At 69.5% G+C, this 25,478-nt stretch carries 21 protein-coding genes; 9 read left to right on the top strand and 12 right to left on the bottom strand.

Features of this window, described 5'->3' with window-relative positions:
* Window positions 1–83: 83 nt before the first annotated feature.
* Complete coding sequence (locus YU1_RS31770; protein WP_051356463.1) at window positions 84–1,634, top strand: GGDEF domain-containing protein; 1,551 nt, start codon at window positions 84–86, stop codon at window positions 1,632–1,634.
* 102 nt (window positions 1,635–1,736) lie between these two features.
* Window positions 1,737–2,306, top strand: a complete 570-nt coding sequence (locus tag YU1_RS27860; protein ID WP_198018814.1) for a DUF2478 domain-containing protein — start codon at window positions 1,737–1,739, stop codon at window positions 2,304–2,306.
* Between the two features lie 26 nt (window positions 2,307–2,332).
* Here YU1_RS27860 and YU1_RS0103795 read toward each other — a convergent pair whose 3' ends face one another.
* From YU1_RS0103795 to pepN, 6 genes are all read right to left on the bottom strand, one after another.
* Complete coding sequence (locus YU1_RS0103795) at window positions 2,333–2,725, bottom strand: DUF930 domain-containing protein (protein WP_029002927.1); 393 nt, start codon at window positions 2,723–2,725, stop codon at window positions 2,333–2,335.
* Window positions 2,726–2,877: 152 nt separating this feature from the next.
* Complete coding sequence (locus YU1_RS27855; RefSeq protein ID WP_084539646.1) at window positions 2,878–4,704, bottom strand: DEAD/DEAH box helicase; 1,827 nt, start codon at window positions 4,702–4,704, stop codon at window positions 2,878–2,880.
* A 286-nt stretch (window positions 4,705–4,990) separates the two neighbouring features.
* Complete coding sequence (locus YU1_RS0103785; RefSeq protein WP_029002926.1) at window positions 4,991–7,306, bottom strand: ATP-binding protein; 2,316 nt, start codon at window positions 7,304–7,306, stop codon at window positions 4,991–4,993.
* A gap of 294 nt (window positions 7,307–7,600) precedes the next feature.
* Entirely contained in the window at window positions 7,601–8,569 is a 969-nt protein-coding gene (locus YU1_RS27850; RefSeq protein WP_084539645.1) for a LysR family transcriptional regulator, read from the bottom strand.
* A 148-nt stretch (window positions 8,570–8,717) separates the two neighbouring features.
* Entirely contained in the window at window positions 8,718–8,990 is a 273-nt protein-coding gene (locus YU1_RS0103775) for a hypothetical protein (protein WP_029002925.1), read from the bottom strand.
* Between the two features lie 184 nt (window positions 8,991–9,174).
* A complete protein-coding gene (gene pepN / locus YU1_RS0103770; RefSeq protein ID WP_029002924.1) occupies window positions 9,175–11,808 on the bottom strand; it encodes an aminopeptidase N in 2,634 nt (877 codons plus the stop codon).
* Window positions 11,809–11,961: 153 nt separating this feature from the next.
* Between pepN and YU1_RS27845 the strand changes: the two genes are divergently transcribed.
* On the top strand, window positions 11,962–13,257 hold the full coding sequence (locus YU1_RS27845; protein WP_084539644.1) for an acyltransferase family protein: 1,296 nt from the start codon (window positions 11,962–11,964) through the stop codon (window positions 13,255–13,257).
* Here the strand turns inward: YU1_RS27845 and hisG are convergent.
* Together hisG and YU1_RS0103755 are read right to left on the bottom strand one after the other, a co-directional pair.
* Window positions 13,221–14,201 carry an ATP phosphoribosyltransferase gene (hisG, locus tag YU1_RS0103760; protein ID WP_029002923.1) on the bottom strand — a complete coding sequence of 327 codons (981 nt, stop codon included), beginning with the start codon at window positions 14,199–14,201 and terminating at the stop codon, window positions 13,221–13,223. The genes YU1_RS27845 and hisG overlap by 37 nt on opposite strands.
* On the bottom strand, window positions 14,198–15,349 hold the full coding sequence (locus YU1_RS0103755; protein WP_029002922.1) for an ATP phosphoribosyltransferase regulatory subunit: 1,152 nt from the start codon (window positions 15,347–15,349) through the stop codon (window positions 14,198–14,200). The genes hisG and YU1_RS0103755 overlap by 4 nt, the downstream gene beginning before the upstream one ends.
* Before the next feature lie 190 nt (window positions 15,350–15,539).
* On the opposite strand from YU1_RS0103755, the gene YU1_RS0103750 reads away from it, so the two are divergent.
* Window positions 15,540–15,827, top strand: coding sequence for an exodeoxyribonuclease VII small subunit (locus tag YU1_RS0103750; RefSeq protein WP_051356460.1), 288 nt, complete (start codon window positions 15,540–15,542; stop codon window positions 15,825–15,827).
* Window positions 15,828–15,941: 114 nt separating this feature from the next.
* On the opposite strand, the gene YU1_RS0103745 is transcribed toward YU1_RS0103750, so the two are convergent.
* Complete coding sequence (locus YU1_RS0103745) at window positions 15,942–16,562, bottom strand: protein-S-isoprenylcysteine O-methyltransferase (RefSeq protein WP_029002920.1); 621 nt, start codon at window positions 16,560–16,562, stop codon at window positions 15,942–15,944.
* A complete protein-coding gene (locus YU1_RS0103740; protein WP_156921950.1) occupies window positions 16,559–17,851 on the bottom strand; it encodes a hypothetical protein in 1,293 nt (430 codons plus the stop codon). Before YU1_RS0103740 ends, YU1_RS0103745 begins: the two co-directional genes overlap by 4 nt.
* Window positions 17,852–18,033: 182 nt before the next feature.
* Here YU1_RS0103740 and YU1_RS27840 point away from each other — a divergent pair, with 182 nt between their 5' ends.
* The 3 genes from YU1_RS27840 (at window position 18,034) to dxs (ending at window position 22,010) form a co-directional block, all read left to right on the top strand.
* Window positions 18,034–18,972, top strand: coding sequence for a glycosyltransferase family 2 protein (locus YU1_RS27840; RefSeq protein WP_051356459.1), 939 nt, complete (start codon window positions 18,034–18,036; stop codon window positions 18,970–18,972).
* On the top strand, window positions 18,969–19,952 hold the full coding sequence (locus YU1_RS0103730) for a rhamnan synthesis F family protein (protein ID WP_029002918.1): 984 nt from the start codon (window positions 18,969–18,971) through the stop codon (window positions 19,950–19,952). Before YU1_RS27840 ends, YU1_RS0103730 begins: the two co-directional genes overlap by 4 nt.
* 135 nt (window positions 19,953–20,087) lie before the next feature.
* Complete coding sequence (gene dxs / locus YU1_RS0103725; RefSeq protein ID WP_029002917.1) at window positions 20,088–22,010, top strand: 1-deoxy-D-xylulose-5-phosphate synthase; 1,923 nt, start codon at window positions 20,088–20,090, stop codon at window positions 22,008–22,010.
* Between the two features lie 85 nt (window positions 22,011–22,095).
* Here the strand turns inward: dxs and YU1_RS0103720 are convergent, their stop codons facing one another.
* Together YU1_RS0103720 and YU1_RS0103715 are read right to left on the bottom strand one after the other, a co-directional pair.
* A complete protein-coding gene (locus tag YU1_RS0103720; RefSeq protein ID WP_029002916.1) occupies window positions 22,096–22,557 on the bottom strand; it encodes a hypothetical protein in 462 nt (153 codons plus the stop codon).
* A gap of 88 nt (window positions 22,558–22,645) precedes the next feature.
* Window positions 22,646–23,170 (bottom strand): hypothetical protein, encoded by a 525-nt coding sequence (locus YU1_RS0103715; protein ID WP_029002915.1) that lies wholly within the window; start codon window positions 23,168–23,170, stop codon window positions 22,646–22,648.
* A 313-nt stretch (window positions 23,171–23,483) separates the two neighbouring features.
* Here YU1_RS0103715 and YU1_RS0103710 point away from each other — a divergent pair, with 313 nt between their 5' ends.
* Entirely contained in the window at window positions 23,484–24,215 is a 732-nt protein-coding gene (locus YU1_RS0103710) for a TlyA family RNA methyltransferase (RefSeq protein ID WP_029002914.1), read from the top strand.
* On the top strand, window positions 24,212–25,432 hold the full coding sequence (locus tag YU1_RS0103705; RefSeq protein ID WP_029002913.1) for a class I SAM-dependent RNA methyltransferase: 1,221 nt from the start codon (window positions 24,212–24,214) through the stop codon (window positions 25,430–25,432). The genes YU1_RS0103710 and YU1_RS0103705 overlap by 4 nt, the downstream gene beginning before the upstream one ends.
* Window positions 25,433–25,478: the final 46 nt, after the last annotated feature.

Genomic DNA, 25,478 nt, shown 5'->3' with positions numbered 1-25,478 from the left:
CGTCATTCCTTCATGTCCCGGCTCTACCCATCCCTGCGCAAACGAAGTGAAGATCTCGCGTCGCGGGATGTGGGGAGGGGGGCTTGATCGAGGCCGACGCGAACGTCGAACGCAGTGGCTTCGGCCGGTTCCTGTGGATCAATTCCCCCGTCATTTTTTGTCTTCTTGCCTCGATCGCCCTGGTTGTCGCGGTCTACAACTATTCGTTCTATTATTATAATTTCGCCAAGGATCAGGCGATCTCGCAGGCGCAGGAAACAATCCGTCGCGTTGTGATGGATGTCTCGCAGGTCTTCTATTCCTACGACAGCATCCTGAAGTCCTCCATCGCGCTGCTGGGCGACGAGGCCATCGCCATCTTGCCGGACGGCACGAAGAACCGACTGGTGTCGCGCATGGTCGCGCAATTTCCTTACGTCACCTCGGTGGTGTTCCTGGACGTGGGCGGGGCGGTCCGCATCTCCTCCGGCGGCGACGCCACGGCGGAGCAGACCTATGGCCTGGCGGATTTCTTTCGCGAGCAGGTGAGCGGCGCCCTGGTCGGCCCCTATCTCGCCTTCACCATGCGCACCTGGTTCGACCGGCCGGACTATCAGGTCGCGATCAGCCGCCGCATGACCTACGACGGCCAGTTCAAGGGCGTGGCGGTGGTGTTCATCCGCCTGAGCGATTTCCGCGACCAGTTCACCAACATCAATATCGGCGCCGGCAACATGATCGCCCTCGTGCATGAGAGCGGCCACATCCTGACGCGCAAGCCGTCAAAGGACGGGCGCGGCGATTTCGGCATCGAACTGCCCAAGGCGGACAAGGCCCGCTTCGCCGCCGCCAGCGAGGGCACCTTCGTCGCGACCTCCCCGGTGGACGGGCGCGAGCGCCTGTTCGTGTTCCAGCGCGTGCCGGACTGGCCGCTCGATCTCGTGTTCGGCGTGCCGGTCTCGGCGGTCTATGGCGAATGGCGGCATCGCATGACGCTCGCCGGGATGGGCGCGGCGCTGGTCTGCGCCGGCTTCCTGTTCCTGGGCTTCCGCCTGCGGCGCGAACGAATCCGGCGGGTCGATGCGGAAGCGGCGCTGGAGCAGCTCTCGGTCACCGACTTCCTCACCGGCCTTGCCAACCGCCGCCGCTTCGACGAGGTGCTCCAGCGCGAATTCCGCCGCGCCCTGCGCACCGATGCGTGGCTGTCCGTCGTGATCATCGATGCCGATCGCTTCAAGGCGCTGAACGACCGCCATGGCCATTCCGCCGGGGACGAGACCCTGAAGCGCATCGCGGCCGCCATCACCCAGAACGTGCGCCGGGTCACGGACCTCGCGGCCCGCCTGGGCGGCGAGGAATTCGCCATCGTCCTGCCGGACACCTCCGCCGCCGCCGCCTTCGAGATCGTGGAGCGCATCCGGCTGGCCATGGAGGCGAGCGTCCGCCACGAGTTCGGTCCACCCTCCACCACACTCAGCGCCGGCATCGCGTCGACCAAGGATCGTCCGCCGCCCGACAATGTGGCCGGCCTGCTGGAGGCGGCGGACCAGGCGCTCTATCGGGCAAAGCACGGCGGGCGGAACCGTACGGAACTCGCCGCCGCCTTTCCCGCCGATCTGGATGACGCAACGGCAAGCGACGCGGTGCTGTCGTGAAGGCCCTTTTCTTGCTTCGCCCTTGCTTTGATGGCCACGTTGTCGGAAACCCGACATGGGAGGCGCGAGATGGGACATGCCGTGCACGACCTGGGGCCGGGCTTGGCCATCGATCTGGCGGGTGATGTCGGCCCGCCGCAGATTCTGGCATTGACGGGTGCGGACCGTGAGGCCGTCCAGGCGCTGCTGCGCCGGGCCGCCGGGGAGTTCGCCGCCGCGGGCTGCCGGGTGATTGGCGTTGTGGAGGAGATCGAGGCGGACGGGGCGCAGGTGATGTTGCGCGATCTCGCCAACGGCGCGGCCCATCCGCTGACGCAGGACCTCGGCCCCGGTTCGGCGGGATGCAGCCTCGATCCGGCGGGGTTGGCCGCAGCCTGCGGCGATGTGGAGGCGGCCATTGCCGCCGTGCTCGCGGACGGCGCGGCCCCTCGGGCAACCGTGGTGATCCTCAGCAAGTTCGGCCGGCAGGAAGCCGAGGGGCGGGGGCTGACCCACGCTTTCCACGCGGCCGTCGCAGCGGACCTGCCGATCCTCACCTCCGTGTCGCCCACCGTCACGGATGCCTGGGCGGATTTCGCCGGCGAGCTTGCTGCCTATGCGCCGGTGGCGCCGGACGCGGTCAGCGGCTGGTGGCGGGCGATGCTGGAACGGTCGGCGGCCTCATCCGCCTGAGCGGTCCGGGTCGCCGGGAGACGGGCTCAGGGCACCAGATAGTGCTCGGCCCATTGCGGCCGGGGGACCACCGTGCCGAGCACGTAGTCGAAACTCTCCACCGCGGTGCCGTTATTGGTCGTCTGGCAGGTATAAGAGAGGTGATACCATTTCCCGCCGCTGCGGACGGCCGCGCCGGGCGCCTCGATCAGGCCGTCGCGGATCTTGGTGTCGGCGAAGGCGTAGGCCACCAGTTCGTCCGGGCGCAGATCCTTGTGTTCCCGGTTGATGGTGCCCATGGCCTTGGCATTGCACCGCTGCTCGATCCGGGCGCTGGGGGCCAGCTTCAGGATCTGCTCCTCCCGGGACGCCGCCGCCGCCGGCTGGGCGACCGCGGCCAGGAGCAGGATGCAGGCAGGGGAGGAAAACGCGGCTCTCACGGTGTCGGCGTCCTCTTCATCGTCGGAACGGCATCCAGGCCGAGATGCCGGCCGGGATGCGCAGCCAAGATATCCAGCCAAGATACCCAGCCAAGACACGGGCCATGTGGCGAGCGTGAGGCGATGACCCCATTGCCCGCCACGCCGTGGCGTCACCCGCGCGGGCGCACCTTGCCCTTGGCGCCGCGCGGCGCGGCGGGGGCGGAGGGGCTGAGCGGGGTCCAGCCGCGCACGCTCGGCTGCGGAGCCTGGCCGTTATTGGCCCCGCCATAGCTCTTGGCGCCCTTCGGCTTGCCGGGGCCGCCCTTGCCGCGCCCGCCGGGGCCGGCGCCGGCACCCGCGCCATAGGCGCCGCGCACCGGAGGCCGGCGCTCGGGCTGGCTGCCGTCATGGGGCTCGATGGGGTAATCGCCCGCCGCGCTGGCGCGGGCGGAGACGAGGAAGGCTTCGGCCAGAGGCTCGGCAACTTCGAACATGGTCTCGTTGTCGAAGATGCGGATGGCGCCGATATCGGCCTTGGTCAGGCCGCCGCGCCGGCAGATGAGCGGCAGCAGCCACTTGGGATCGGCATTCTTGCGCCGGCCCACGGGAATGCGGAACCATGCGCCGCCGGCGCCGCCGGACGGGGCGCCGGTCCGCACCGGCAGCTCACGCCGGCCACGGCCCTCGCCGGGGTCGGACACCTCTTCCGGGGCCGGAAGGCGGGCGCGATAGAGCCGCACCAAAGCCGCCGCCAGTTCCTGCGGGGCATATTGGGCGAGCAGCGCCTCGGCCAGCGTCGCGTCCTCGGGGGCCGAGGGCTCCGCCAGCAGCGGGTCGGAGAGCATGCGCTCCTGGTCCAGGTCGCGCACTTCCTCCGCCGTCGGCGGGCCGCTCCAGGAGGGAACCACGCGGGCTTCCGCCATCAGGCTTTCGGCCTTGCGGCGGCGGGCGGGCGGCACGAGCAGGACGCTGACACCCTTGCGGCCGGCGCGGCCGGTGCGGCCGGAACGGTGCTGGAGGCTTTCCGCGTCATGCGGCAGCTCGGCATGGATGACGAGGCCGAGGCCGGGCAGGTCGATGCCGCGGGCAGCCACGTCGGTGGCGACGCAGACCCGCGCCCGTCCGTCCCGCAGGGCCTGGAGGGCGAGGTTGCGCTCGTTCTGGCCCAGTTCGCCGGAGAGGGCGACCGCGGCAAAGCCGCGCTCCTGAAGCGTCGCGGTGAGGTGGCGCACGCTCTCGCGGGTGTTGCAGAACACGATGGCGCCGGGCGCCTCGAAGAAGCGCAGCAGGTTCACCACCGCATGCTCGATCTCGCGCGGGGAGACGCGGACGGCCCGGTATTCGATGTCCGCGTGGCCGGCGGTGCGCCCGGCCACCTCGATGCGCAGGGCATCGCGCTGGTAGCGGCGGGCGAGGGCGGCGATGTCGCGCGGCATGGTAGCGGAGAACAGCAGGGTCTGCCGCTCCTCCGGCGTGGCGTCGAGGATGAACTCCAGATCCTCGCGGAAGCCGAGGTCGAGCATCTCGTCGGCCTCGTCCAGCACCACGGCGGCGAGGCCCGACATGTCGAGCCGGCCGCGCTCCAGATGGTCGCGCAGGCGGCCGGGCGTGCCGACCACCACATGGGCGCCGTCCATGAGCTGGCGCTTCTCGCGCTGCGGGTCCATGCCGCCGACGCAGGAGATCACCCGTCCGCCGGCCTCGGCATAGAGCCACTCGAGTTCCCGGTGCACCTGGAGGGCCAGTTCGCGGGTGGGCGCGATGACGAGGGCCAGCGGCGCCCCGGCCGGGGGCAGCCGTTCATCGGTGCCCAGCAGGGTCTCGCCGATGGCGAGGCCGTAAGCCACGGTCTTGCCGGAGCCGGTCTGGGCGGAGACGAGCAGGTCGCGGCCGGTCGCCTCGTCGGCGATGACGGCGCTCTGAACCGGGGTCGGCTCAGCATAGGCATGGCCGGCGAGCGCACGGGCCAAAGCGGGGGAAGACGTGTCGAAGGGCACGGGTCGAGAACCTTTCTGGTCCCCGCGCAGGTGCCGAGGACAGGCGGCGCAGCGAAGGGGCACCCGGCGGAAGACCCGCTGCCCTCACATCTGCAGATGAAGAAAACGTCCGGCTCGGCCTGATCCGGCCCGGAATGATCCGGGGGTGCGATCCGACAGTGGCCGATCCTTGAGAATGGCAGCGCGAACGTTGCGCTGCACCCAACTGGCTCTCTCTAGCGTCAAGAAGATGGCGGCGCCATGGCGCGCCGCGAATAGCAGGCATGTGCGGCTGGGGACGGCGCGCTCAGCGCATGGCCACCAGGCGGGGGCTCTCGTTGGAATTGGCCGCGCCCGCGTTCAGCGGCAGGCGGACCATGACGGCGGTGCCCACCCCTTCGGTGGAGCGGATGCGCATGGCCCCGCCGTGCAGCTCGACCAGGGACTTGGCGATGGCGAGGCCGAGGCCCGAGCCCTTGTGGGTCTTGGTGAACTGGCTCTCCACCTGCTCGAACGGACGGCCGATCTTGGCGAGGTCGTGGCGCCGGATGCCGATGCCGGTATCCTCGATGGCGATGACCGCCGCGCCGCCCTTGATCCGCGCCCGCAGCGAGATGCGCCCGCCCTCGGGCGTGAACTTCACCGCATTGGAGAGCAGGTTCAGCAGGATCTGCTTCAGCGCGCGCTTGTCGCCGCGAATCATCTGCTCCGCGCCCACCTCGGCGGTCATGGTGAGATGCTTCTCGTCGCCCTTCACCGCCATGACGCGCATGGCGTCCGTGACGATGTCGTCGATCCGCACGTCCTCCAGCTCCAGCTGCATGCGGCCGGCTTCGATCTTGGACATGTCGAGGATGTCGTTGATGACGTCCAGCAGATAGGTGCCGGAGCCTTTGATGTCGGCGCAGTATTCGGAATATTTCTCCGAGCCGAGCGGGCCGAACATGCCGCTCTCCATGATCTCCGAGAAGCCGATGATGGCGTTGAGCGGCGTGCGCAGCTCATGGGACATGTTGGCGAGGAATTCGCTCTTGGCGCGGTTGGCGTCCTCGGCCCTGGTCTTCTCCTCGGAGTATTTTTCCGCCAGTTCCGCGAGCTGCTGGGCCTGGTGCTCCAGGGTCTGCTGCGATTTGCGCAGGTCGGCCACCAGGGCCATCAGGCGCTTCTCATTGTCCATGAGGCGTTCCTCATGGCGCTTGAGCGGGGTGATGTCGGTGCCCACCGAAACGTAGCCGCCGTCCTTGGTGCGGCGCTCGGCGATCTTCAGCCAGCGGCCGTTGGAGAGCTGGGCCTCGAAAGCGCGCGAGCCTTCCTCCGGCTTGTCCTCGGGCTTCAGGGGGGTGCGGGTGACGGGGTGGCGGCCGACCGTGGCGATGGTCTCGAACGGCGTGCCGGAGACGATCGCTTCGTCGGGCAGCTCGTGCAGGGTCTGGAACTTGGAATTACAGAGCACGAGGCGATTCTGGCTGTCCCAGAGCACGAAGGCTTCCGAGATGCTCTCGATGGCGTCGCGCAGGCGCATGTCGGCGGTGACGGTCCGCTCGGCGAGGCGCTGGGCCTCGGTCACGTCCATGGCGATGCCGATGAGATGGGGGCCGTCCTCGCCCGCCTGCTGCACCACTTCGGCGCGCATGCGCAACCACACGAAGTCGCCGCGCGCCGTGCGCATGCGGAACACCCGGTCCACCGAGGCGCCGGGGCGCTCGGCCAGTTCCTGGGCCAGTTCGTAGAGGTCGCCGTCGTCGGGATGCACCAGCTTGGCGATCTCGCCGAACGACATCAGTTCGTCCCGGCGCTCAAGCCCCAGAATCTCGAACATGGTGTCGGACCAGTACATGCGGCCGCGGGCCATGTCCCAGTCCCACATGCCGCAGCGGCCGCGGTTGAGCGCGGTGTCGATGCGCATGCGCACGGTGTCGTAGATGTGATCCGCCTCGCGCGCCCGGCTGGCCTGCCAGTGGAAGGAGAAGCCGAGGATGAGCAGGACCGCGCCGGTGGTGGTGAACAGGGTGATGGTCAGCGTCGTGCTGTCGGACCAGGCGGTGAGGGCCCGGCTCATGGGCTGGACGAAGACGATCTGGCCGAGCGGCGGGTTGAGATTGCGCACGGTGGCGAGCGCGCTGACCTGGCCGACCGGAATTTCCAGCACGCCGGCGCGCTCTGCGAACACCGTGAGCGGCTGGGAGGGATCCATCAAATCGGCGATGTTGGCGGCGCGCGGCGCGCTGTCGGGGGCGGACGCGAGGACCCGGCCGGAGGGGTCGGTCACGTAGATGCGCCGGCCGGCGGCGGTGGCGCGAGGCGGCAGGGCGCCTTGCAGCGCGTTGGCGACATTGGCGAGGTTGCCGCCGAGGCGGTGGTTGAGGCCCTCGGCGGTGGCGAGGGACATCAGGCTGAGGTCGTCCTTCGCATTGTCGAGGACGGACTGCCGGTGGCTGTGCACCTGCACCACCGCGCCGATGCCCAGCACCAGCAGGAAGGTCACAATCAGGGCGGGTACGATGCGACGCAGAAACGGCTCGGCCTCGAGCAGCCGCTGATAGGCGGGTCGCGCTACGGATCTCGCCAAACCACCTATGGCGTCACCGCGCGCGCCGACGCTCGCAGCGTTGGCGCGTGCCATTGCCAGCCCCCTTCGGAAATCCCGGCCCAGGAAGCGGCCACGCTTCCTGTAAGCCCATCGTCCTCACATGATTGGAGGGACGTGCCGCATCTCTCCGAATCGAGGTCATTGGAATCGAATCGAGGGGTTCCTGTCTAGAGTCAGGAGAGTCAAGAACCTAAAAAAGGATGGCGCCGGCGGTATTCCGCTCGGCCTCCGCCGGCGCAAACCGAGTCCCCTTATCGGGGTGGGTCGGTTTGGGCGGGCGCGCCGGGAGGGTGTGGAAACTGGGGACGGCGGGGGCCTGCCTCACGGTCAGGTTGTGCTGGCCGGCCGCCGGATGGCCGCGAGGCTTTCGGCGGGCGCGTTGCGCGTCTCGTCCGGCCACTCGCTGTGCCATCGGTCGAAGGTCTCCACGAGGAAGTCGACGAACACCCGGACCTTGAGATCCAGCGTGGCGCGGGCCGGGAACAGGGCCACCGTCTCCACCGGGTCGCGACGGCGCCATTGGGGCAGCACCACTTCCAGCTCGCCATTCTCCACCCGCCGCCGGGCGAGGCAGCGCGACAGCATGGTGATGCCCGAGCCGCCGATCGCCTGGCGGATGGCCATGATGGCGTCGTTGGTGTCCAGCACCGGATGGATCTTGAGGTCTATCGTCTCGCCGGGGCGTTCGAGGTTCCACTGGATCGGTCCCGGTGCGGTGCGCACGGCGATCAGGTCGTGGTTCACCAGCTCGTCGGGGTGCTGCGGCCGCCCGACGCGGTCGAGATAGGCGGGGCTGGCGAGAAACTGGAGCTGCTTCGAGCCCAGGCTCCGCACATGGTAGCTGGAATCCCGCACCGGGCCGATGCGCACGGCCACATCATAGCCGTGCTCGATCAGGTCGAGCGGATGGTTGTCGAGGGTGATGTGCAGATTCACCTTCGGATAGCGCCGGCGAAAGGCGGCGAGCTCCGGCTCGACGATGAGGATGGCGGTGGAATAGTTGAGCAGGACCTTCAGATGGCCTTCCGGTTCCTGCGTCAGCGCGCGGACCGAGGCATCGGCCTGATCGAGGGCGGCGATCGCATCGACGCACTTCTGGTAATAGGCTTGACCGGCTTCGCTCGGCCACACCCGCCGGGTGGTGCGATGCAGGAGCTGGACGCCGAGGCGATCCTCCAGCGCCTTCACCTTGCGGCTGACGGAGGTGGGCGGGAGGCCCAGTTGTTCGGCGGCGCCGTTGAAGCTGCCGCGATCCACCACCCGCAAGAACACTTCCACATCGTCCCAGCGTGCCATGGTCTCTGCTCCCGCGCGTTCGTCGCGTCCTTCGTACTGTGAGATGAGATGGGGTCGGTTTCGCCGCTCCGCCACCGGCGGGCCGGGACACGCCTTCGGCGCGGCGGGGCAATCCGCCGCGCCGAAGCGCATCAGCACACGGAGGAGGTCAGTTGGTGCCGATGCCGCGATCGCCCAGCTGAAGCTGAAGGCTGTCGGCGCTGCGGGTCTGGGGGGCGAAGATGGCGTTCACCTGGGCGGCGCGCGGGGACGCGGGCTGGGTGTAGCCGAGCGGCGCGGCAGCGTGGCTCTCCGCCGCGGATTCGGCGGCGACGGCATAGAATTCCTTGTTCTTCGCCGTGATGTATTCGTCCGCGCTGGCGATCCCCGAGAAGGTGACGGCGGCGGCAAGGGCCAAAGCGGCGGTGGTGATCGTACGCATGGGTCTGTTTCCTTTGTCTTTTCGAAAGGGGCGCCACTGGGGGGCGGCTCAAATTCGATGACGAGGAGATAGACCCTTGCAGATCGGACGATAATGCTGCTTTCGCGACGTAGATTATCCCGAAAGCAGCATTAATCCAAAAGCCGCCGCCGAGCGTTGACGGTGCCTTCCCGGCTATGCCGCCTCAGCTCAGGGAGCGTGAGGCGATATCCGAAACGTCGGCGGACAGGCCCGGTGTCTCGGCCACCCGGCGCAACGCGCGCTCCGCGCTCGCGCGGCGGCCGGGTTCGAGCTGGCGGAAGGTCTTGAAGGCGGAGAGCATCCGCGCCGCCACCTGCGGGTTCTTGGCGTCGAGCCCGAGCACAACGTCCACCAGGAAGTCGTGCCCCTTGCCGTCGGGCCGGTGGAATTGGGTCGGGTTGGCGGTGGCGAAGGCGCCGATCAGGGCGCGCACCCGGTTGGGGTTGGCCATGGAGAAGACCGGCAGCAGGGTCAGCGCCTTCACCCGGTCCAGCGTGCCCTCTTCCGGGATCTGCGCCTGGAGGCTCAGCCATTTGTCGATGACCAGCGGGTCGGTGACGAAGCGGCGGTAGAAATCCTCCAGCACCTCGGTGCGCGCGGGCGTGTCGTGCTGCACGATCACGGCGAGCGCCGCGAAGCGGTCGGTCATGTTGTCGGTGCCGGCATATTGCGCCTGGGCGCGGGCGAGAGCCTCGGGCGAGGCCGAGGCCGTGAGGTAATCGAGGGTGAGGTTGCGCAGGGCGCGCCGCCCGGCGGCGGCGGCGTCTGGGGAATAGGCGGTGCCGGCGGCGTGGGCGTCATAGGCCGTGGCGAGCGGCGCGGCGAGCGCGTCCGCCAGCACCGCCCGCAGGGCGCGGCGGGCCTTGAAGACGGCGTCGGGGTCTACGTTGCTGCCGATCTCGCGGGCGATCTCGTTCTCGCCCGGCAGCGCCAAGGCCTGGGCCTTGAAGGCGGGGTCGAGCGCGGTGTCGGCGAGCAGCCGCCTGGCGGCTTCGACGAGCGGCCCGGCATCGGGCAGGCGGCCCTCGGCGGCCCCAGCCTTCAGCAGGCGGAAGGCGAGGTCCTGCAAGGCGTCGAAACGGTTGAACGGGTCGCTGTCGTGAGCCGCCAGGAAGACGAGGTCGGTATCGGTGAGGTTGGTGGACAGATTGATGGGGGCGGAGAAGCCGCGGTTCAGCGACAGCACGGGACGCTCGGTGATGCCGGTGAAGACGAACGACTGCTCCGCCTGCGTCACCTCGATCACGTGGCGCGGCACGTTGCGGCCGTCGTCGAGCGACAGCGGCAGTTCCGCGCCGTCGGGCCCGAGCAGGCCGACGGCGAGCGGCAGGACCATCGGCCTCTTGACCGGCTGGAGGGCGGAGGGGGGAGTCTCCTGGCGCACGTCGAGCCGGTAGGTGCGGGCGGCGGCATCATAGCTGCCGTGCGCGGTGACGCGGGGGGTGCCGGACTGGGAATACCAGGCGGCGAACTGGCCGAGGTCCCGGCCGGTGGCGTCGGCGAAGGCGGCCAGGAAGTCCTCGATGGTGGCGGCATCGCCGTCGTGGCGCTCGAAATAGAGGTCCATGCCGGCGCGGAACCCCTGCTCGCCCAGCAGGGTCTTCAGCATCCGCACCACCTCGGCGCCCTTTTCATAGACGGTAGCGGTGTAGAAGTTGTTGATCTCGCGATAGGTTTCCGGCCGGACGGGATGGGAGAGGGGCCCGGCGTCCTCGGTGAACTGGGCCGCCTTCAGCAGGCGCACGTCGGAGATGCGCTTGACCGGCCGCGAGCGCTGGTCGGAGGAGAATTCCTGGTCGCGGAAGACGGTGAGGCCTTCCTTCAGGCAGAGCTGGAACCAGTCGCGGCAGGTGACGCGGTTGCCGCTCCAATTGTGGAAATATTCATGGGCGATCACGCCCTCGATGCCGGCATAGTCCGCGTCGGTGGCGGTCTCCGGGCTGGCGAGCACGTATTTGTCGTTGAAGACGTTGAGCCCCTTGTTCTCCATCGCGCCCATGTTGAAGTCGGACACGGCGACGATGTTGAACACGTCGAGGTCATACTCGCGGCCGAACGCGGTCTCGTCCCAGCGCATGGAGCGCTTCAGCGCGTCCATGGCGTAGGTGGCGCGGGTCTCCTTGCCCGGCTCCACATAGATGCCGAGCTCCACCGGCTTGCCGGAGGCGGTGACGAAATGGTCCGGCACCTTGGACAGGTTGCCGCCCACCAGCGCGAACAGATAGGACGGCTTCGGCCAGGGATCGTGCCAGATGGCATAGTGCCGGTCGGTGTCGGGCACCGGGCCGTTGCGCTCCAGATTGCCGTTGGAGAGCAGGACCGGCGCCTCCTCGCGGTTGGCTTCGATGCGCACGGTGTAGACCGCCAGCACGTCCGAGCGGTCGGGAAAATAGGTGATCCGGCGGAAGCCTTCCGGCTCGCACTGGGTGCAGTAATTGCCGCGCGAGCGATAAAGGCCCATGAGCTGGGTGTTGGCGGTGGGATCCACCAGCGTCTCGATCTCCAGCGTGAAGCGGTCGCCGGGCGGGGCGCGCAGGATCAGCGCTTCCGGCGTCGCCTCATAGGCGCCCCCGGCCAGCGGCGCGCCGTCGAGCGCCACGCGCACCAGGGTCAGTCCGTCGCCATCCAGCACCACCGGCGCGCCGGCCTCGCCCTTCGGGTTGCGGCGCAGGGCGAGGCGCGAGACCACCCGCGTCGCGGTGGGGTGCAGCGAGACATCCAGGTTCACCGTGTCCACCAGCCAGGCGGGCGGCCGATAGTCGGCAAGGCGCACGGGGTGGGGCTCGGCGTCGCGCATGGAGAACTCCAACTTCGAGCGCCGGGCGGCGGCGCCGCCGCGAGACTAGAATTTCGCCGGAGGGGACGGAAGGGCCAACGTCGCGCCATCACGGCAAAACGCGGATTGTTCCACCTCTGTCTTGCGCCCTAGCGTAAATCCACGGTTCATCCAATGGCCGCAAAGTATCCACTTTGTCGCCGCCCCTCGACCGCATCGGAACCCTATAGCACGGCCGCAGTTGGGTTGGCCGGAGGTGCGGCTATGGCGAGATTCGAAGCTCTTGATGCCTGGCGCGGTATCTGCGCGTTGCTGGTTGTATTGTTCCATTTCTGTTTCATTTTCACATCTCCGCTCATGGATGCGCGGCTGGTGGCCAATGCCTACCTGTTCGTGGACTTCTTTTTCGTCCTGAGCGGCTTCGTGGTCTGCCACGCCTACCGTGACCGGCTGGGGGATGCGGCAAGCTGGCTCAGCTTCGTGGTGCGCCGCTTCGGCCGGCTGTGGCCGCTGCATGCGGTGCTGCTGGCGGCCTTCGTCGCCTTCATCGGCATGGTGAACCTGCTGCCCCATCCCGAGCGGTTCGATCTCACTTGGACCGACAGCGAATATTCCATCGTCGGCATCGGCATCTACGCCATGCTGCTGAACGCGGTGAACCTGCATGGCATGGCCTGGAACGCACCGAGCTGGAGCATCGGCGCGGAGTTCTACACCTATCTGCTGTTCGGCGCGGTCTGCGTGCTGACGCGCGGCCGGCTCTCGCTGGCGGCGGGCGTCCTGGCGCTGCTGAGCGTGGGCCTGCTGGCGGCGGTATCGCCCACCTACATGAACTCGACCGCCGATTTCGGCCTGTTCCGCTGCGTCGCCGGCTTCTTCACCGGGGTGGTCGCTTACCGCGTGCATGAGGCGATGGGCGAACGGATGCGGCGTCTGCCGCCCCTGGCCGCGACGATGCTGGAGGTAGCGGCCGTGGCCCTGGTCGTGCTGTTCGTGGCCAGGGCCGGGCGCGGGCCCGACGCGGTGCGGGCGGTCAGCCTCGGCGCGCCGCTGATGTTCGCCGCCGCCGTCCTGGTGTTCGCCACCGAGGGCGGGCAAGTCTCCCGCCTGTTGCGGGTGCGGCCCCTGGCGGCGCTGGGGCGCTGGTCCTATTCCATCTACATGGGCCACCAGCTGGTGCTGATGGCGACTCTCTACGCCGTATGGGCTTTCGCGCGCTGGCAGGGGCTCGACATCGAGGCGCCGGTGACCATCGAGGGCCACACGAAGACGCTCTACGACCTCGGCGGCACGGCAGGCAGCCTGGCGATGCTGGCCCTCGTGCTCTCGGCCGTGATCGCGCTCGCCGCCTTCACTTTCACCCATGTGGAGGAACCGGCGCGGCGCGCGTTCAACGGTATCGCCGGCCGGATGGATGCCCGGGGCGGGCGCCTTCAGGCGTCCGCGAGGCGGGTTTCCAGGGCTTCGTAGAGCGGGTTGTCGGCGGCGAAGACATAGTCGATGGCGCCCACCGTCACCATGCTGGCGCCCCGCTCCCGCAGGAACAGGGACAGAGCATGCAACGTGTCGGGCGGGCAATGCAGGGTCAGCATGCCCGAGGAGGTGGGGCCGTCGAACGGCGCCACCACGCGGAAGCGGGCCTCGGCCTCGTTCACCAGATCGGCGTCGCACTGGACGAAGCGCGTGCGCACCTCGCGCATGGTGCGGGCGCGCTTCTCCGCCGCCATGCGGTCGAACATGGCGTGGGCGGCGGCGCGCTGGCTCTCGCCCCAATGGGCCGTGAGGGAGGCGACGAGATTGGCCTCCGAGCGCAGGATCACTCCGTCGTCCATCACCTTCAACCCGTTGGCGGAAAGCGTCGCCCCGGTGGTGGTGATGTCGACGATCAGCTCCGCCGAGCCCGCCGCCGGCGTGCCTTCGGTGGCGCCGGCGCTTTCGACGATCCGGTAGTCCACGATGCCGTGGCGGGCGAAGAAGCTGCGGGTCAGGTTCACATATTTCGTGGCGACACGGATGCGGCGGCCGGTGCGGGCATGGAAGTGCCCGGCCACGTCGTCCAGATCCTCCATGTTGCGCACGTCGATCCAGGCCTGCGGCACGGCCACCACCACGTTGGCGTTGCCGAAGCCCAGCTTCTCCAGCAGCGCCACGCGCCGGTCGGCGTCGGGAATGTTCTCGCGCACCAGGTCCTCGCCGGTGACGCCCACATGGACGGCGCCGGCGGCGAGCGCGGCGGCGATCTCGGAGGCGGACAGATAGGCCACCTCCACATTGTCCACGCCGCCCAGCGCGCCGCGATAGTCGCGGGCGCCGCGCGCCTGCACCAGCGGCATGCCGGCGCGGGCGAAGAAGGCGTGGACATTCTCCTGCAGGCGCCCCTTGGAGGGCACGGCGAGGATCAGGGTGTCGCTCACGACTGGCCCTCCAGCAAAGCGAGGCGTTCCACCCAGGCGGCGAAGCCCACGGCGGGCACGACGGCGGAGGCGCCCAGCCGGCTCAGCAGCGGGTCGTAGCGCCCGCCCGCCACCAGCGGCCCTTCCACCCGGCCGTCCGGGTCGCCCAGCTCGAACACCATGCCGCTGTAGTAATCCAGCGGTCGGCCGAAGGCGGCGGAGAAATGCACGTCCGACAGGTTCACCCCCCGCGCGGCGAGGAAGCCGGCGCGCGCCTCGAAGGCAGCCAGCGCGGCGTTGATGTCGATGCCGGCCTCGCGGGCGAGATCGCGCATCTCCTCGGCGGCGGTGCCGGGCTCGCCGGTGATGGCGAGGTATCGCGATAGTACGATGGCGGCATCCGAGGACAGGCCGTTGCCCTCCAGCGCCGCCTGTTCCAGGAAGCGGGCGGCGATTTCCGAGACCGTGCGGCCGCCGACCGTGGTGATGCCGGCGATGGACAGGAGGTCGGTGATGAGGGCGCGCGCGGCGCCGGGGTCAGAGCCCGCCAGCGCCGAGAGCACGCCGGCATGGGCGGTGGCGGTGCCGTTCGGCGCGCCTTCGCTTAGCTTTTCCAGATCCTCGTCGAGCCGGCCCTGGCCGAAGTCCTTCATCAGCCGCCGCCGCCACACCGGCGCGAGCGGCAGGGCCTCCAGCACGGCGGCGAACAGGCCGACGTCGCCGATGAGGATTTCCGGCTCCGGCACGCCGTAGATGGCGCAGGTCTCAAGGGCGAGGGCGAGAATGTCCGCGTCCGCCGCCTCGCGGTCGGCGCGGCCGAAGGATTCGACGCCGGCCTGGCGAAATTCGCCGGGGCCGCCGGAGCGGAAGCGGAACACCGGGCCGAGATAGCTCACCGCCGCCGGCAGCGGCAGGCGCAGGCGGCCGACCTCACGGGCGATGGGGATGGTGAGATCGGGCCGCAGGCACAATTCCTGGCCGTCCTCGCCGGTGGTCAGGAACATGCGCCGCCGGATGGATTCGCCGGAAAGGTCGAGGAAGGCGTCCGCAGGCTGCAGGATCGGCGGATCGAGCCGCAGGAAGCCGGCAGCGGCGAAACGCGCCATCAGCGCATCGTCGAGGGCGCTGGTGTCACGCGGGGGAGGGGGGCTTTGCGCCTCGGTCGGCATCTCGGCTCTTGGTCGTGTTGTGCGGCGGCGGCCGCAGATGCGGGTCGGCCCCGCCGGGTTGTGCGGGCTTCTAGCAAAGCTGGAGGCCCGCGACCACCCCGCGCGCCGCGTGGTGCAGCTGTCGTCGCCTTAAGGCGGCCGCCGGGCTCGGCTATAAGGGCGCTCGATCCGAGATTCGAAAGGTGCCCCCATGGCCGAGACCAGCAAGACCGAGGCAAAGCGCGAACCCAAGGGGGCGGCGGGCCCGGCCGTGGCCACGCTGTCGTTCGAGGCCGCGCTGGCGGAACTGGAGGGCATCGTGCAGCGGCTGGAGGCGGGCAACGTGCCGCTGGAGGAGAGCATCGCCATCTATGAGCGCGGCGAGGCGCTGAAGAAGCGCTGTGAGGCGCTGCTGGGCGAGGCCGAGGCGCGGGTCGCCACCATCACCCGCGACGCGGACGGCCGCCCCACCGGCACCGCGCCGCTCGATCCGGCCTGATCCCGGCCTGTCCCTGTCCCGAAACGGGACGCGGGCGTTCCGCCGTGAACGGCGGCGGAACGCATGGGGAGCGAATCGGATGCGAAGGCCGGTTGCCGCCCTGTTCCGCCGGCCTCAGTAGAGGCCGGGAATGATGCGCTTGGTGCGGGCCATGTAGGCGTCGTATTCCGCGCCGAACGCGTCCCGCATCATCTGTTCCTCGCGCCCGACGCGGAAGGCGAACAGGATGCCGAAGCCGACGAGGCCGGAGAGGCCCGCCAGAAGGTTCGGCAGCAGCAGCGCCTGCGCCACCGCCCACAGGAAGAAGGCGGAATACATGGGATGGCGCACCTGCCGGTAGACGCCATAGGTGATGAGCTGGTGGGTTTCCTTGATCTCCAGCGTCACCGACCAGTTGCGCCCGAGGTCGCGATGGGTGCGCCAGAACAGCCAGAGCGCGGCGAGGAACACCAGGGCGCCCGCCGCCACCTGGAGCGGCGAGGTCGGGTAGGTCAGCGCGCGCGGCCAGCCGGTGAGGGCGAACACCGCCGGAAGGATGCCGAGCCCCAGGGTGGAGATGGTCAGCAGCGCATAGTCCCGCGCGCTGCGGTGGCGGGCGTCGGCGATCCTCGCGCGGCGCGCCTTCATCTCGAAGGGCAGGCGCAGCACGTACCAGGAGATGACGCCGGCGGCCCAGAGCCATTCGGCGAGGGTGAGCCAGGAGACCGGGTGGCTGGCGAAGGGAAGCGTGATCATGCGCCCTTTTGCTGCCTCGCCGCCTCCGGCGCAAGCAGGCCGCCGTCGGCGGCGAACACGGCGAGCGGCCCCTCGGGCGAGCCCACAAGGGTATCGTACGGCACCGGCGCGCAGACGAAGGCGTAGAAATCGAACGGTGCGCGTTGGTCGTTGGCCAGGAAGAACTGGCAGTGCAGGCGCATCACGTCCCAGCGGAAGCGGGCATAGGTGGCCGGCGTCAGCATGGCGCGGATGGCGACGCGCCGCACCAGCGGACGCCGGCTCGCATCGCCGTCCGCGATCCGTCCCAGCGTCACCGGGTCCACCTTGTAGAACGAGACGATGTCGTCCCGCGCCTGGTATTCGGTCCAGCCGATGGCCTTGGCCTTGAAGACGGTCCGCGAGGCCCCGCGCAGGCGCTCGCCGGCGGGATGCAGCGCGAACTTGGCCGTGGTGGAGCCGAGCGTCAGGATGCGCACCGGGATCTTGGCGCCGAGATCAGGCTCGTCGCGCAGGGCCCGGGCGATCAGGCTGACCACATGCATGGCCCCCAGGCTGTGGCCGGCCAGCACGATCTCGTCCACGCCGCCGAACGCCGCCACCGCCCGCACCCGGTCCGCGAAGGCGGTGATGCGCTCGCCGAGCGCAGGATGCCGGTCGCGGACGAAATCCACCGAGAATTCCGCGAGGTCGAGAGACTGGCGCAGCCGGAGGCGCTTGTTCAGGAGCCGCACCAGGAGGGTGCCGACGGCGAGCGCCACGAGGATGCCGGCCGCGATGGCCAGCCATTTTCCGGTCTGGCCGTTGGCGGCAAAGACGGTGCCGATCAGCCACCGGCTGACGAAGGGGGCCAGGGCATGGGTCGTGAGCCAGCCGAGGCCGGCGGCCGCGGCCCAGATGGCGGCCAGCACCAGATAGGTGAGGCAGAAGAAGATGCCGTAGCGGTGGCTGGTGCGGAAATAGCGGATGATGGTGCCTGTGGCGACCATGTCGCCGAGCGCCCGCATCGTACCCCACAGATGCGACCAGCGGCTGCGGTTCATGTCGGCCCTGACCAGGTCGTCCCAGCCCAGCACTTCGAACCGGGTCTCGGTGTTCCAGCCCGGTCCGTGGCTGCGGGCGGTCCAGGTGGCCCCGGTGCGCAGGACACGCGGGGCGCCGTCCGCCTTCGCGGCAATGCCCCACACTTCGGCGAAGCGCGCGAGTTCGCGCGTGAACACGCGGTGGTGCTCGTCGGTGGTCATGGCATCGTACCCGGCCACGAAGAAGAGGTGGCGGCGGAACGGCGAATCTGGGGGCGCGGCAGACATGTGGCTGGCAATCTAGTGGAGCCCCCGGGTGGTGCAAAGCTGCCTCCCGGAGGCCAAGCTTGATCTCCCCGGTTGCGGTGGTACCTATGCGGCAGGCGAGCGCGCGGTGGGGGAGGCGCCCGCAGGTCCTTGGCCGTATGCTCGGCCCTCCAGATGTCGGCCGAGGCGGCGGGAGTATCAGTGTGACAACGCCGCAGAGGCTGCTGTTCGTGAACGTCAGGAAGCCGCCGTCCGTCAGCGTGGTCTTCGTCTCCTACAACAGCGGGAGCGTGCTGCCGCGCGCCATCGCTTCGGTGCCGGCGGCGCATCAGGTCGTGGTGGTGGACAATGCCAGCCCGGAAGGCACAGGCTGGGCCGAGGCCGTGGCGCGCCCGTTCGACCTGCTCGCCCTCGATGCGAATCTGGGCTTCGGCACCGCCTGCAATGCCGGCGCCCGCGCCGCGCGCGGCGATTATGTGCTGTTCCTCAATCCCGACGCGGTGCTGGACGAGGCCACCATCCCGGCACTCATCGACGCGGTGAAGCGCTATGGCGATCCGGCCATCTTCATGCCGGCCATCCTGGGCGAGAACGGGCGGCCCATGCGCAAGGAAGGGTCCATCCTTGAGCCCGTGCCGCGCAAGCGGCGGCTGAAGGGCGAGGAGATCGCCGGCGATTACTGCACCCGCTTCGTCCACGGCGCCGCCTTCCTGATGGAGCGGCGGGCTTTTCTCGCGCTGGGCGGGTTCGACGAGCGCATCTTCCTCTACCATGAGGACGACGATCTCGCCCTGCGGGCGCTGAACGGCGGCATTCCGATCATCGTCGTGACGGGCGCGCGTGTCGTCCACGCGGGCGGGAAATCGTCCACGCCGAGCTGGCGCCAGACCTTCCGCATCAACCGTTTCAAGAAGCAGTCGGAGCGCTACGTGCGGGCCAAGTACGGGGCTTCGCGCGGCACCGGCGCCGAACTGCTCCATCTCGCGGCCGGATGCCTGCTGTCCGTGCTCATGCTCGATATTCATCGGCTGATGATCCGCTCCGGCAAGATCGCGGGCCTCATCGATCCCCTGCCGTCATTGCCGGCGCCATCCGAAGGCCGGTCCGTCGATCGCGCCGAACCCATGAGGCGGCCGCGATGAGCCCGGTCAACCCCACGCGCGTCGCGCGCCATCTTCTCACCGCCGGCGCCAAGGTGTTCGCCGGCTTTGATCCGAGCCCCAACCTGCGCAAGGCGCTGGGCCTGCTCGCGGCGCCGGAGCTTGGCGAGGAGATCCTCGACGACCGCGACCTCAACACCCTGCGCCGCCGCGTGGTGCGCCCGCTCGGCACCGTCGACAAGCGCCCGGTCTGCCTGTTCGCCGCCTATTCGCCGGACGGGCGGATCTGGCCGCACGTGACCAATTACTGCCGCGACCTCAAGGCGGCGGGATTCCGGACGGTGCTGATCGTCGCCACCGACCGGGCGGACCTGCGCTGCTACGATCCCGGGCCGTCGGTGGCCGATGCCATGCTGGTGGTGGAGAATTTCGGCTACGACTTCTCCGCCTGGGCGCGCACGCTGCGGCTCTGGCCCGACCTGTGGAGCGCGTCCGCGCTGCTGTTCGCCAACGACAGCGTCTATCACTCCCCCACGGCGCTGACGGCGCTGATGGAGCGGGTGAAGCGCAGCGCGGCGGACGTGGTGGCGCTGACCGAGAGCACCGCCTTCCGCCGCCATTTCCAGAGCTATTTCTTCCTCCTGCGTGAGAAGGCGCTGGCCCATGAGGCGGTCCAGGCCTTCTTCTCGGAAATCCGCGCCCTGGGCGACAAGCAGAAGGTGATCGAAGCCTGCGAGGTGCCGCTGCCGAGCCTTTTGGCCACCGCGCGGCTGGAGGTGGACGTGCTGTTTCCCTTGCCGGAGAACGACCCGCGCGCGGCCAATCCGACGCTGGCCGCCTGGCACGACCTGCTCCGCAGCGGCCTGCCCTTCGTGAAGGTGCAATTGCTGCGGGACAATCCGATGAACGCCAATATCGGCAAATGGCGGGCCGACCTGACGGCGGCCGGTTTCCGCGTGGAGGAGGTGGAAATGCACCTCGGCAGCATTAAGATACCTGCTGCGGCCTTTCTCCAGCCCTGATGCCGGGCGAAGACGCGGATGGCGCACGTCGATCCGGTGTTTTGGTAAGGCGTGGATCCTGTTGCGCGTTGCGCTGGTTGGTTCGACTGTGTAACCCCTCTTTTCCCGGCGCACGGCCGGCGTGCGGAGTGTTCGGTGACGGTAACCCAGACGCCGCTTCTCGATACGGTGCGCGACGCCTCAGACGTCAGGCGCCTGCCGGAAGAGAAGCTTCCCCAATTGGCCGATGAATTGCGGGCGGAGACGATCAGCGCCGTCTCCGTCACGGGCGGGCATTTGGGCGCCGGCCTTGGCGTGGTGGAACTGACCGTCGCGCTGCATCACGTGTTCAACACGCCCTATGACCGGCTGATCTGGGACGTGGGCCACCAGTGCTACCCGCACAAGATCCTGACCGGCCGGCGCGACCGCATCCGCACGCTGCGCCAGGGCGGGGGGCTGTCCGGCTTCACCCGCCGCTCGGAGAGCGAATACGACCCGTTCGGCGCCGCCCATTCCTCCACCTCCATCTCCGCCGGCCTCGGCATGGCGGTGGCGCGGGACCTGTCGGGCGGCGACCGCAACGTGATCGCGGTCATCGGTGACGGCGCCATGTCGGCGGGCATGGCCTATGAGGCCATGAACAATGCCGGCGCCATGGACAGCCGGCTGATCGTCATCCTCAACGACAACGACATGTCCATCGCCCCGCCCACCGGGGCTATGTCGGCCTATCTGGCGCGGCTGATTTCCGGCCGGACCTATCTGTCGCTGCGCGAGATCGGCAAGCAGTTCGCCCACCGCATGCCCAAGTTCGTCAAGGACGGGGCGGCCAAGGCGGAGGAGTTCGCGCGCGGCTTCTGGACCGGCGGCACGCTGTTCGAGGAGATGGGCTTCTATTATGTCGGCCCTATCGACGGCCACAATCTTGAGCACCTGCTGCCGGTGCTGAAGAATGTGCGCGACGCCAAGACCGGGCCCATCCTGGTCCATGTGGTCACCCAGAAGGGCAAGGGCTATCCGCCGGCCGAGGCGTCCGCCGACAAGTATCACGGCGTCGTGAAGTTCGACGTGGTGACCGGGGCGCAGGTCAAGGCCAAGTCGAATGCGCCGAGCTACACCCGCGTCTTCGCCGAGACCCTGATCGACGAGGCGCGGCGCGACGACAAGGTGGTGGCCATCACCGCCGCCATGCCCTCGGGCACCGGGCTCGATCTGTTCGGTCAGGCCTATCCCAAGCGCACGTTCGACGTGGGCATCGCCGAGCAGCATGCGGTGACGTTCGCCGCCGGGCTCGCGGCGGAAGGCTACAAGCCGTTCTGCGCGCTCTATTCCACCTTCCTCCAGCGCGGCTATGACCAAGTGATCCACGACGTGGCGCTCCAGGGCCTGCCCGTGCGCTTCGCCATCGACCGGGCAGGCCTCGTGGGTGCCGACGGGGCGACCCATGCGGGCGCCTTCGACGTCGCCATGCTCGCCTGCCTGCCCGGCTTCACCGTGATGGCCCCGTCCGACGAGGCGGAGCTGACCCACATGATCGCTACCGCGGTGGCGCACGATTCGGGGCCCATCGCCTTCCGCTTCCCGCGCGGGGAAGGGGTCGGCGTGGAGCGGCCGGAGCGGGGCGAGATCCTGCCCATCGGCAAGGGCCGGGTGGTGCGCGAGGGCCGGGACGTGGCGCTGCTGTCCCTCGGCACGCGCCTTGCGCCCTGCCTGGAGGTCGCCGAGCGCCTGACGACCCTGGGCTATCAGGCCACCGTCGCCGATGCCCGCTTCGCCAAGCCCATCGACCGCGAGCTGATCCTGCACCTGGCCCGCAGCCATCCGGCGCTGGTGATCGTGGAAGAAGGCTCGGTGGGCGGCTTCGGCAGCCAGGTGATGCAGCTTCTGTCGGACGAAGGCGTGCTGGACGCGGGCCTGAAGGTGCGCTCGCTGGTGCTGCCGGACACCTATATCGACCAGGACACGCCCGCCGCCCAACTGGCCCAGGCGGGCCTTGATGCCGACGGCATCTTCATCCGCACGCTCGCGCTGGTGCAGCCGGCGGAACGGCGCGGGGCCGTAACAAAGCGCGCCTGAGACCCCATTCAAGGGATCCAGGCGCCAGTCGCTCTCATGTCGAAACAGATGGTATCCGGCCCGGTCGCTCCGGGCCGGGAATGCGTCAGCCCTTGCAGGCCCTCTCGAAATCCGCATAGGCCTCGGGCGCGCCGGCCAGCGACACCTGCTGCTTGGCGCCCTTGACCTCGATGGTCAGCAGCTTGCCGGCCGCCAGCACCGCCTTGATGTCGTCGAACTTGCCGCCGCCGTTCACGTCGACGGAGCCGCTCTCCTCGTTGGCCACGGCCTTGCCGGGGAATTCCTTCTTCACCTTGCCGGCGGCGAGCAGCACGCGGGCCGCTTCGTCCACCTTCAGGCCCTTCGAGCCGATGAGGCTGCTCACCAGCACCAGCGGGTTGGTCTTCTCGCAGGTGAAGGACAGCATGGCGTGGTCGGTCTCGGGGGCGCCGAACACCAGGGTGGCCCCCGCATCCGTGGTGGTGGTGTTCCAGATGAGCTTTTCCTGCGCCAGCGCAGGCAGGCAGGAGGCCGCAATGAGGCCGGTGGCAATGAGGGTGCGGAACATGCGCTCTTTCCTAGATCGGTCGGCGGGATCATAGCGAAGGCCGCGCGCAGGCAAAGGGCGTCCTTAATTTTAGGTTAAGATGCCGGGATCACCGCCGGTTGAGGCAGGCGCGCTCGAAATCGCCGAGCCGGGCGCGGGCGCCGGCCAGCGGGAAGGTCTGGCTGGAGCCGGGCATCTTCACCGTCAGCGTGTCGCCGTCGCGGAACAGGTCCAGCACGCGCGCGTCCAGCGTCACCGCCGCTTCCACCACCAGCAGGCCGTCGTTGCTGGCGAGGAAGGCGCTGGCGGCCAGCTCCAGGCGCCGCTTGCCGTTGGACAGGGAGAGCGGCACGCCGTCGCCGGAACGGATCTTCTTGTCGTTCGGCACTTCCACCGCGATCTGAAGCAGTTGCGCGCTCGGCTGGCAGGTGGCGGCAAACACCGGGTCCGTCGCGCGGGGCAAGGCGAACCGCAAGGCATAGGCGTCGTCCGCCTTGGCGATGGTCCAGACCCGCGGATCCGGCGGAGGTTCGGCCTTGTTGGCCTTGCCGCTCTTGGCAGCGGCAAGCGCGCCGCCCGAGGCCCCGAGACACATGAGGGCCACCAGGGCCGCTGCGGCGATCACCTTCTGCATACGCACTCCCACCCCGCCAAGGCATGCGCCCCGGCCGTGCTCGGCCTCCACGGCCGTGACAGATAACGCCATACCTCCGACTTGGTTCACAAGGCTCGGGCTCTGGCATTTCCGTTCCGGGGCGAGGGGCAGCGCCGCGCCCGGGTGCCGGGCACCCGGCGGCGGTTCCGTTTGCCTCCCCCGTGCGCAATCGCATATCACGGGCGGGGCCGCTCGCGCGACGGATTTGACCGCGTGCCCGGCAGGGTTGCGCCGTGGGGCGAAACCGCGACGCCGCGCGATCGGCGCGGACCAGGACTTCGGAAGGGCAGGCATGGCCGCGCGGGCGCGCATCGACAAGCTGCTGGTGGAGCGCGGGCTGTTCGACAGCCGGGCGCGGGCGCAGGCGGCCGTGCTGGCCGGGCAGGTGAGCGCCAACGGCGCGGTGGTGAAGAAGCCGGGCCAGGAGGTGGATGCCGCCGCCGACATCGTGGCGCAGGACGTGCACCCCTTCGTCTCCCGTGGCGGGCTGAAGCTGGAGGCCGGCCTTGAAGCCTTCGGCATCGATCCCGCGGGCAAGCGGGCGCTGGACGTGGGCGCCTCCACCGGCGGCTTCACCGACGTGCTGCTGTCGCGCGGCGCGGCCCATGTGGTGGCGGTGGACGTGGGGCACGAGCAGTTCCACCCCCGCTTGCGGGCGCGACCCGAGGTGACGCTGCTGGAGGGCACCGACATCCGCCGCCTCGCGGCCGAGCAGGTGGGCGGGCCGGTGGACCTGGTGGTGACCGACGTGAGCTTCATCTCGCTGGCCCTGGTGCTGCCGGCGGCGCTGGCCTTCGCGGCGGAGCGGGCGGCCCTGGTGGCGCTGGTGAAGCCGCAGTTCGAGGCCGGTCCGGCCCTTGTGAAGAAAGGCGTCGTGCGCGATGCCGCCGTCCATGCGGCGGTGTGCGCGCGGGTGCAAGGCGAGGTCGAGGCGCTGGGCTGGCGGGTTCTCGGCCTCGTGCCCTCGCCCATCGCCGGCGGCGACGGCAATCGCGAGTTCCTGCTGGGGGCGGTGCGGCCGTGAGCGAGATCGAGGTGGATGTGCTGCGGGTCGGCGCGCAGGGGGACGGGCTGGCGGCCGGGGGCCTGTTCGTGCCCTATGGCCTGCCGGGCGAGCGGGTGGCCGGGCGGCGGGAGAAGGACCGGCTGGTGGCGCCCCGCATCCTTTCCGCCAGCCCCGAGCGGGTGGCGCCGCTCTGCCCGCATTTCGGCATCTGCGGCGGCTGCCTGCTCCAGCACTGGGAAACCCAGGCCTACCGCGCCTGGAAGCGGTCCCTGGTGGTGGAAGCCCTGGCGCGCGAAGGGGTGGAGGCGCAGGTCGCCCCGCTGGTGGACGCCCATGGCGAGGGGCGGCGGCGGGCCATCTTCCATGCCCGCCAGATCGGCCCGCGCACCATCGTCGGCTTTGCCGAGCGCAAGTCCCATTCCATGGTGCCGATCACCCAATGCCCGGTGCTGGCGCCGGCCCTGGACCCCGCGCTGCCGGCTGCCCAGGCGGTGGCGGAGGCCTTGATAACGCAGAAGAAACCGCTCGACCTCCATGTCACCGCCACGGAGAGCGGGCTCGATCTCGACGTGCGCGGCTCCGGCCCGCTGCCGCCTTTGCTGCTGATGGATCTCGCCGCCCTGGCGGACCGCTTCGACCTCGCCCGGCTGACCCGGCACGGCGAGATGGTGGTGCAGCGCCGGCTGCCGTTCCTGCCCATGGGGGCGGCCCGGGTGGAGCTGCCGCCGGCCGCCTTCCTCCAGGCCACCGCCGCCGGCGAGGCGCTGCTGGCGGGGGCGGTGGGGCAGGCGGTGGCGGGGGCGAAATCGGTGGCGGACCTGTTCTGCGGGGTCGGCACCTTCGCCCTGCGGCTGGCGTCGCATGCCCGCGTAAGGGGTTATGAAAGCAACGAAACCGCGATTACGGCGCTGCTCAAGGCGGTGCGGGGGACGCAGGGGCTGAAGGGCGTGGAGGGGGAGGTGCGCGACCTGTTCCGCCGCCCGCTCATGGCCGAGGAGCTGAACCGGTTCGAGGCGGTGGTGATCGACCCGCCCCGCCAGGGAGCCGAGGCGCAGGCCCGGGAACTGGCCCGCTCCAAGGTGGCCCGCCTTGCCTATGTGTCCTGCTCGGCGCAGACCTTCGCCCGCGATGCCGCCGCGCTGATCGCCGGCGGCTACCGCCTGGAGGGGGTGACGCCCTACGACCAGTTCCGGTTTTCACCCCATGTGGAACTGGTCGGCCTGTTCCACCGCTGACCGCGCTTCGACACGCAATTCCCCGTTTGCGCCACCGTGTCTTGCG

It is taken from the genome of Azorhizobium doebereinerae UFLA1-100 (assembly GCF_000473085.1).
In the GTDB taxonomy this organism is placed as follows: Bacteria; Pseudomonadota; Alphaproteobacteria; order Rhizobiales; family Xanthobacteraceae; genus Azorhizobium; species Azorhizobium doebereinerae.
The sequence above is the reverse complement of the archived record's forward strand: the minus strand, read 5'-3'. Positions and strand labels throughout refer to the sequence as shown.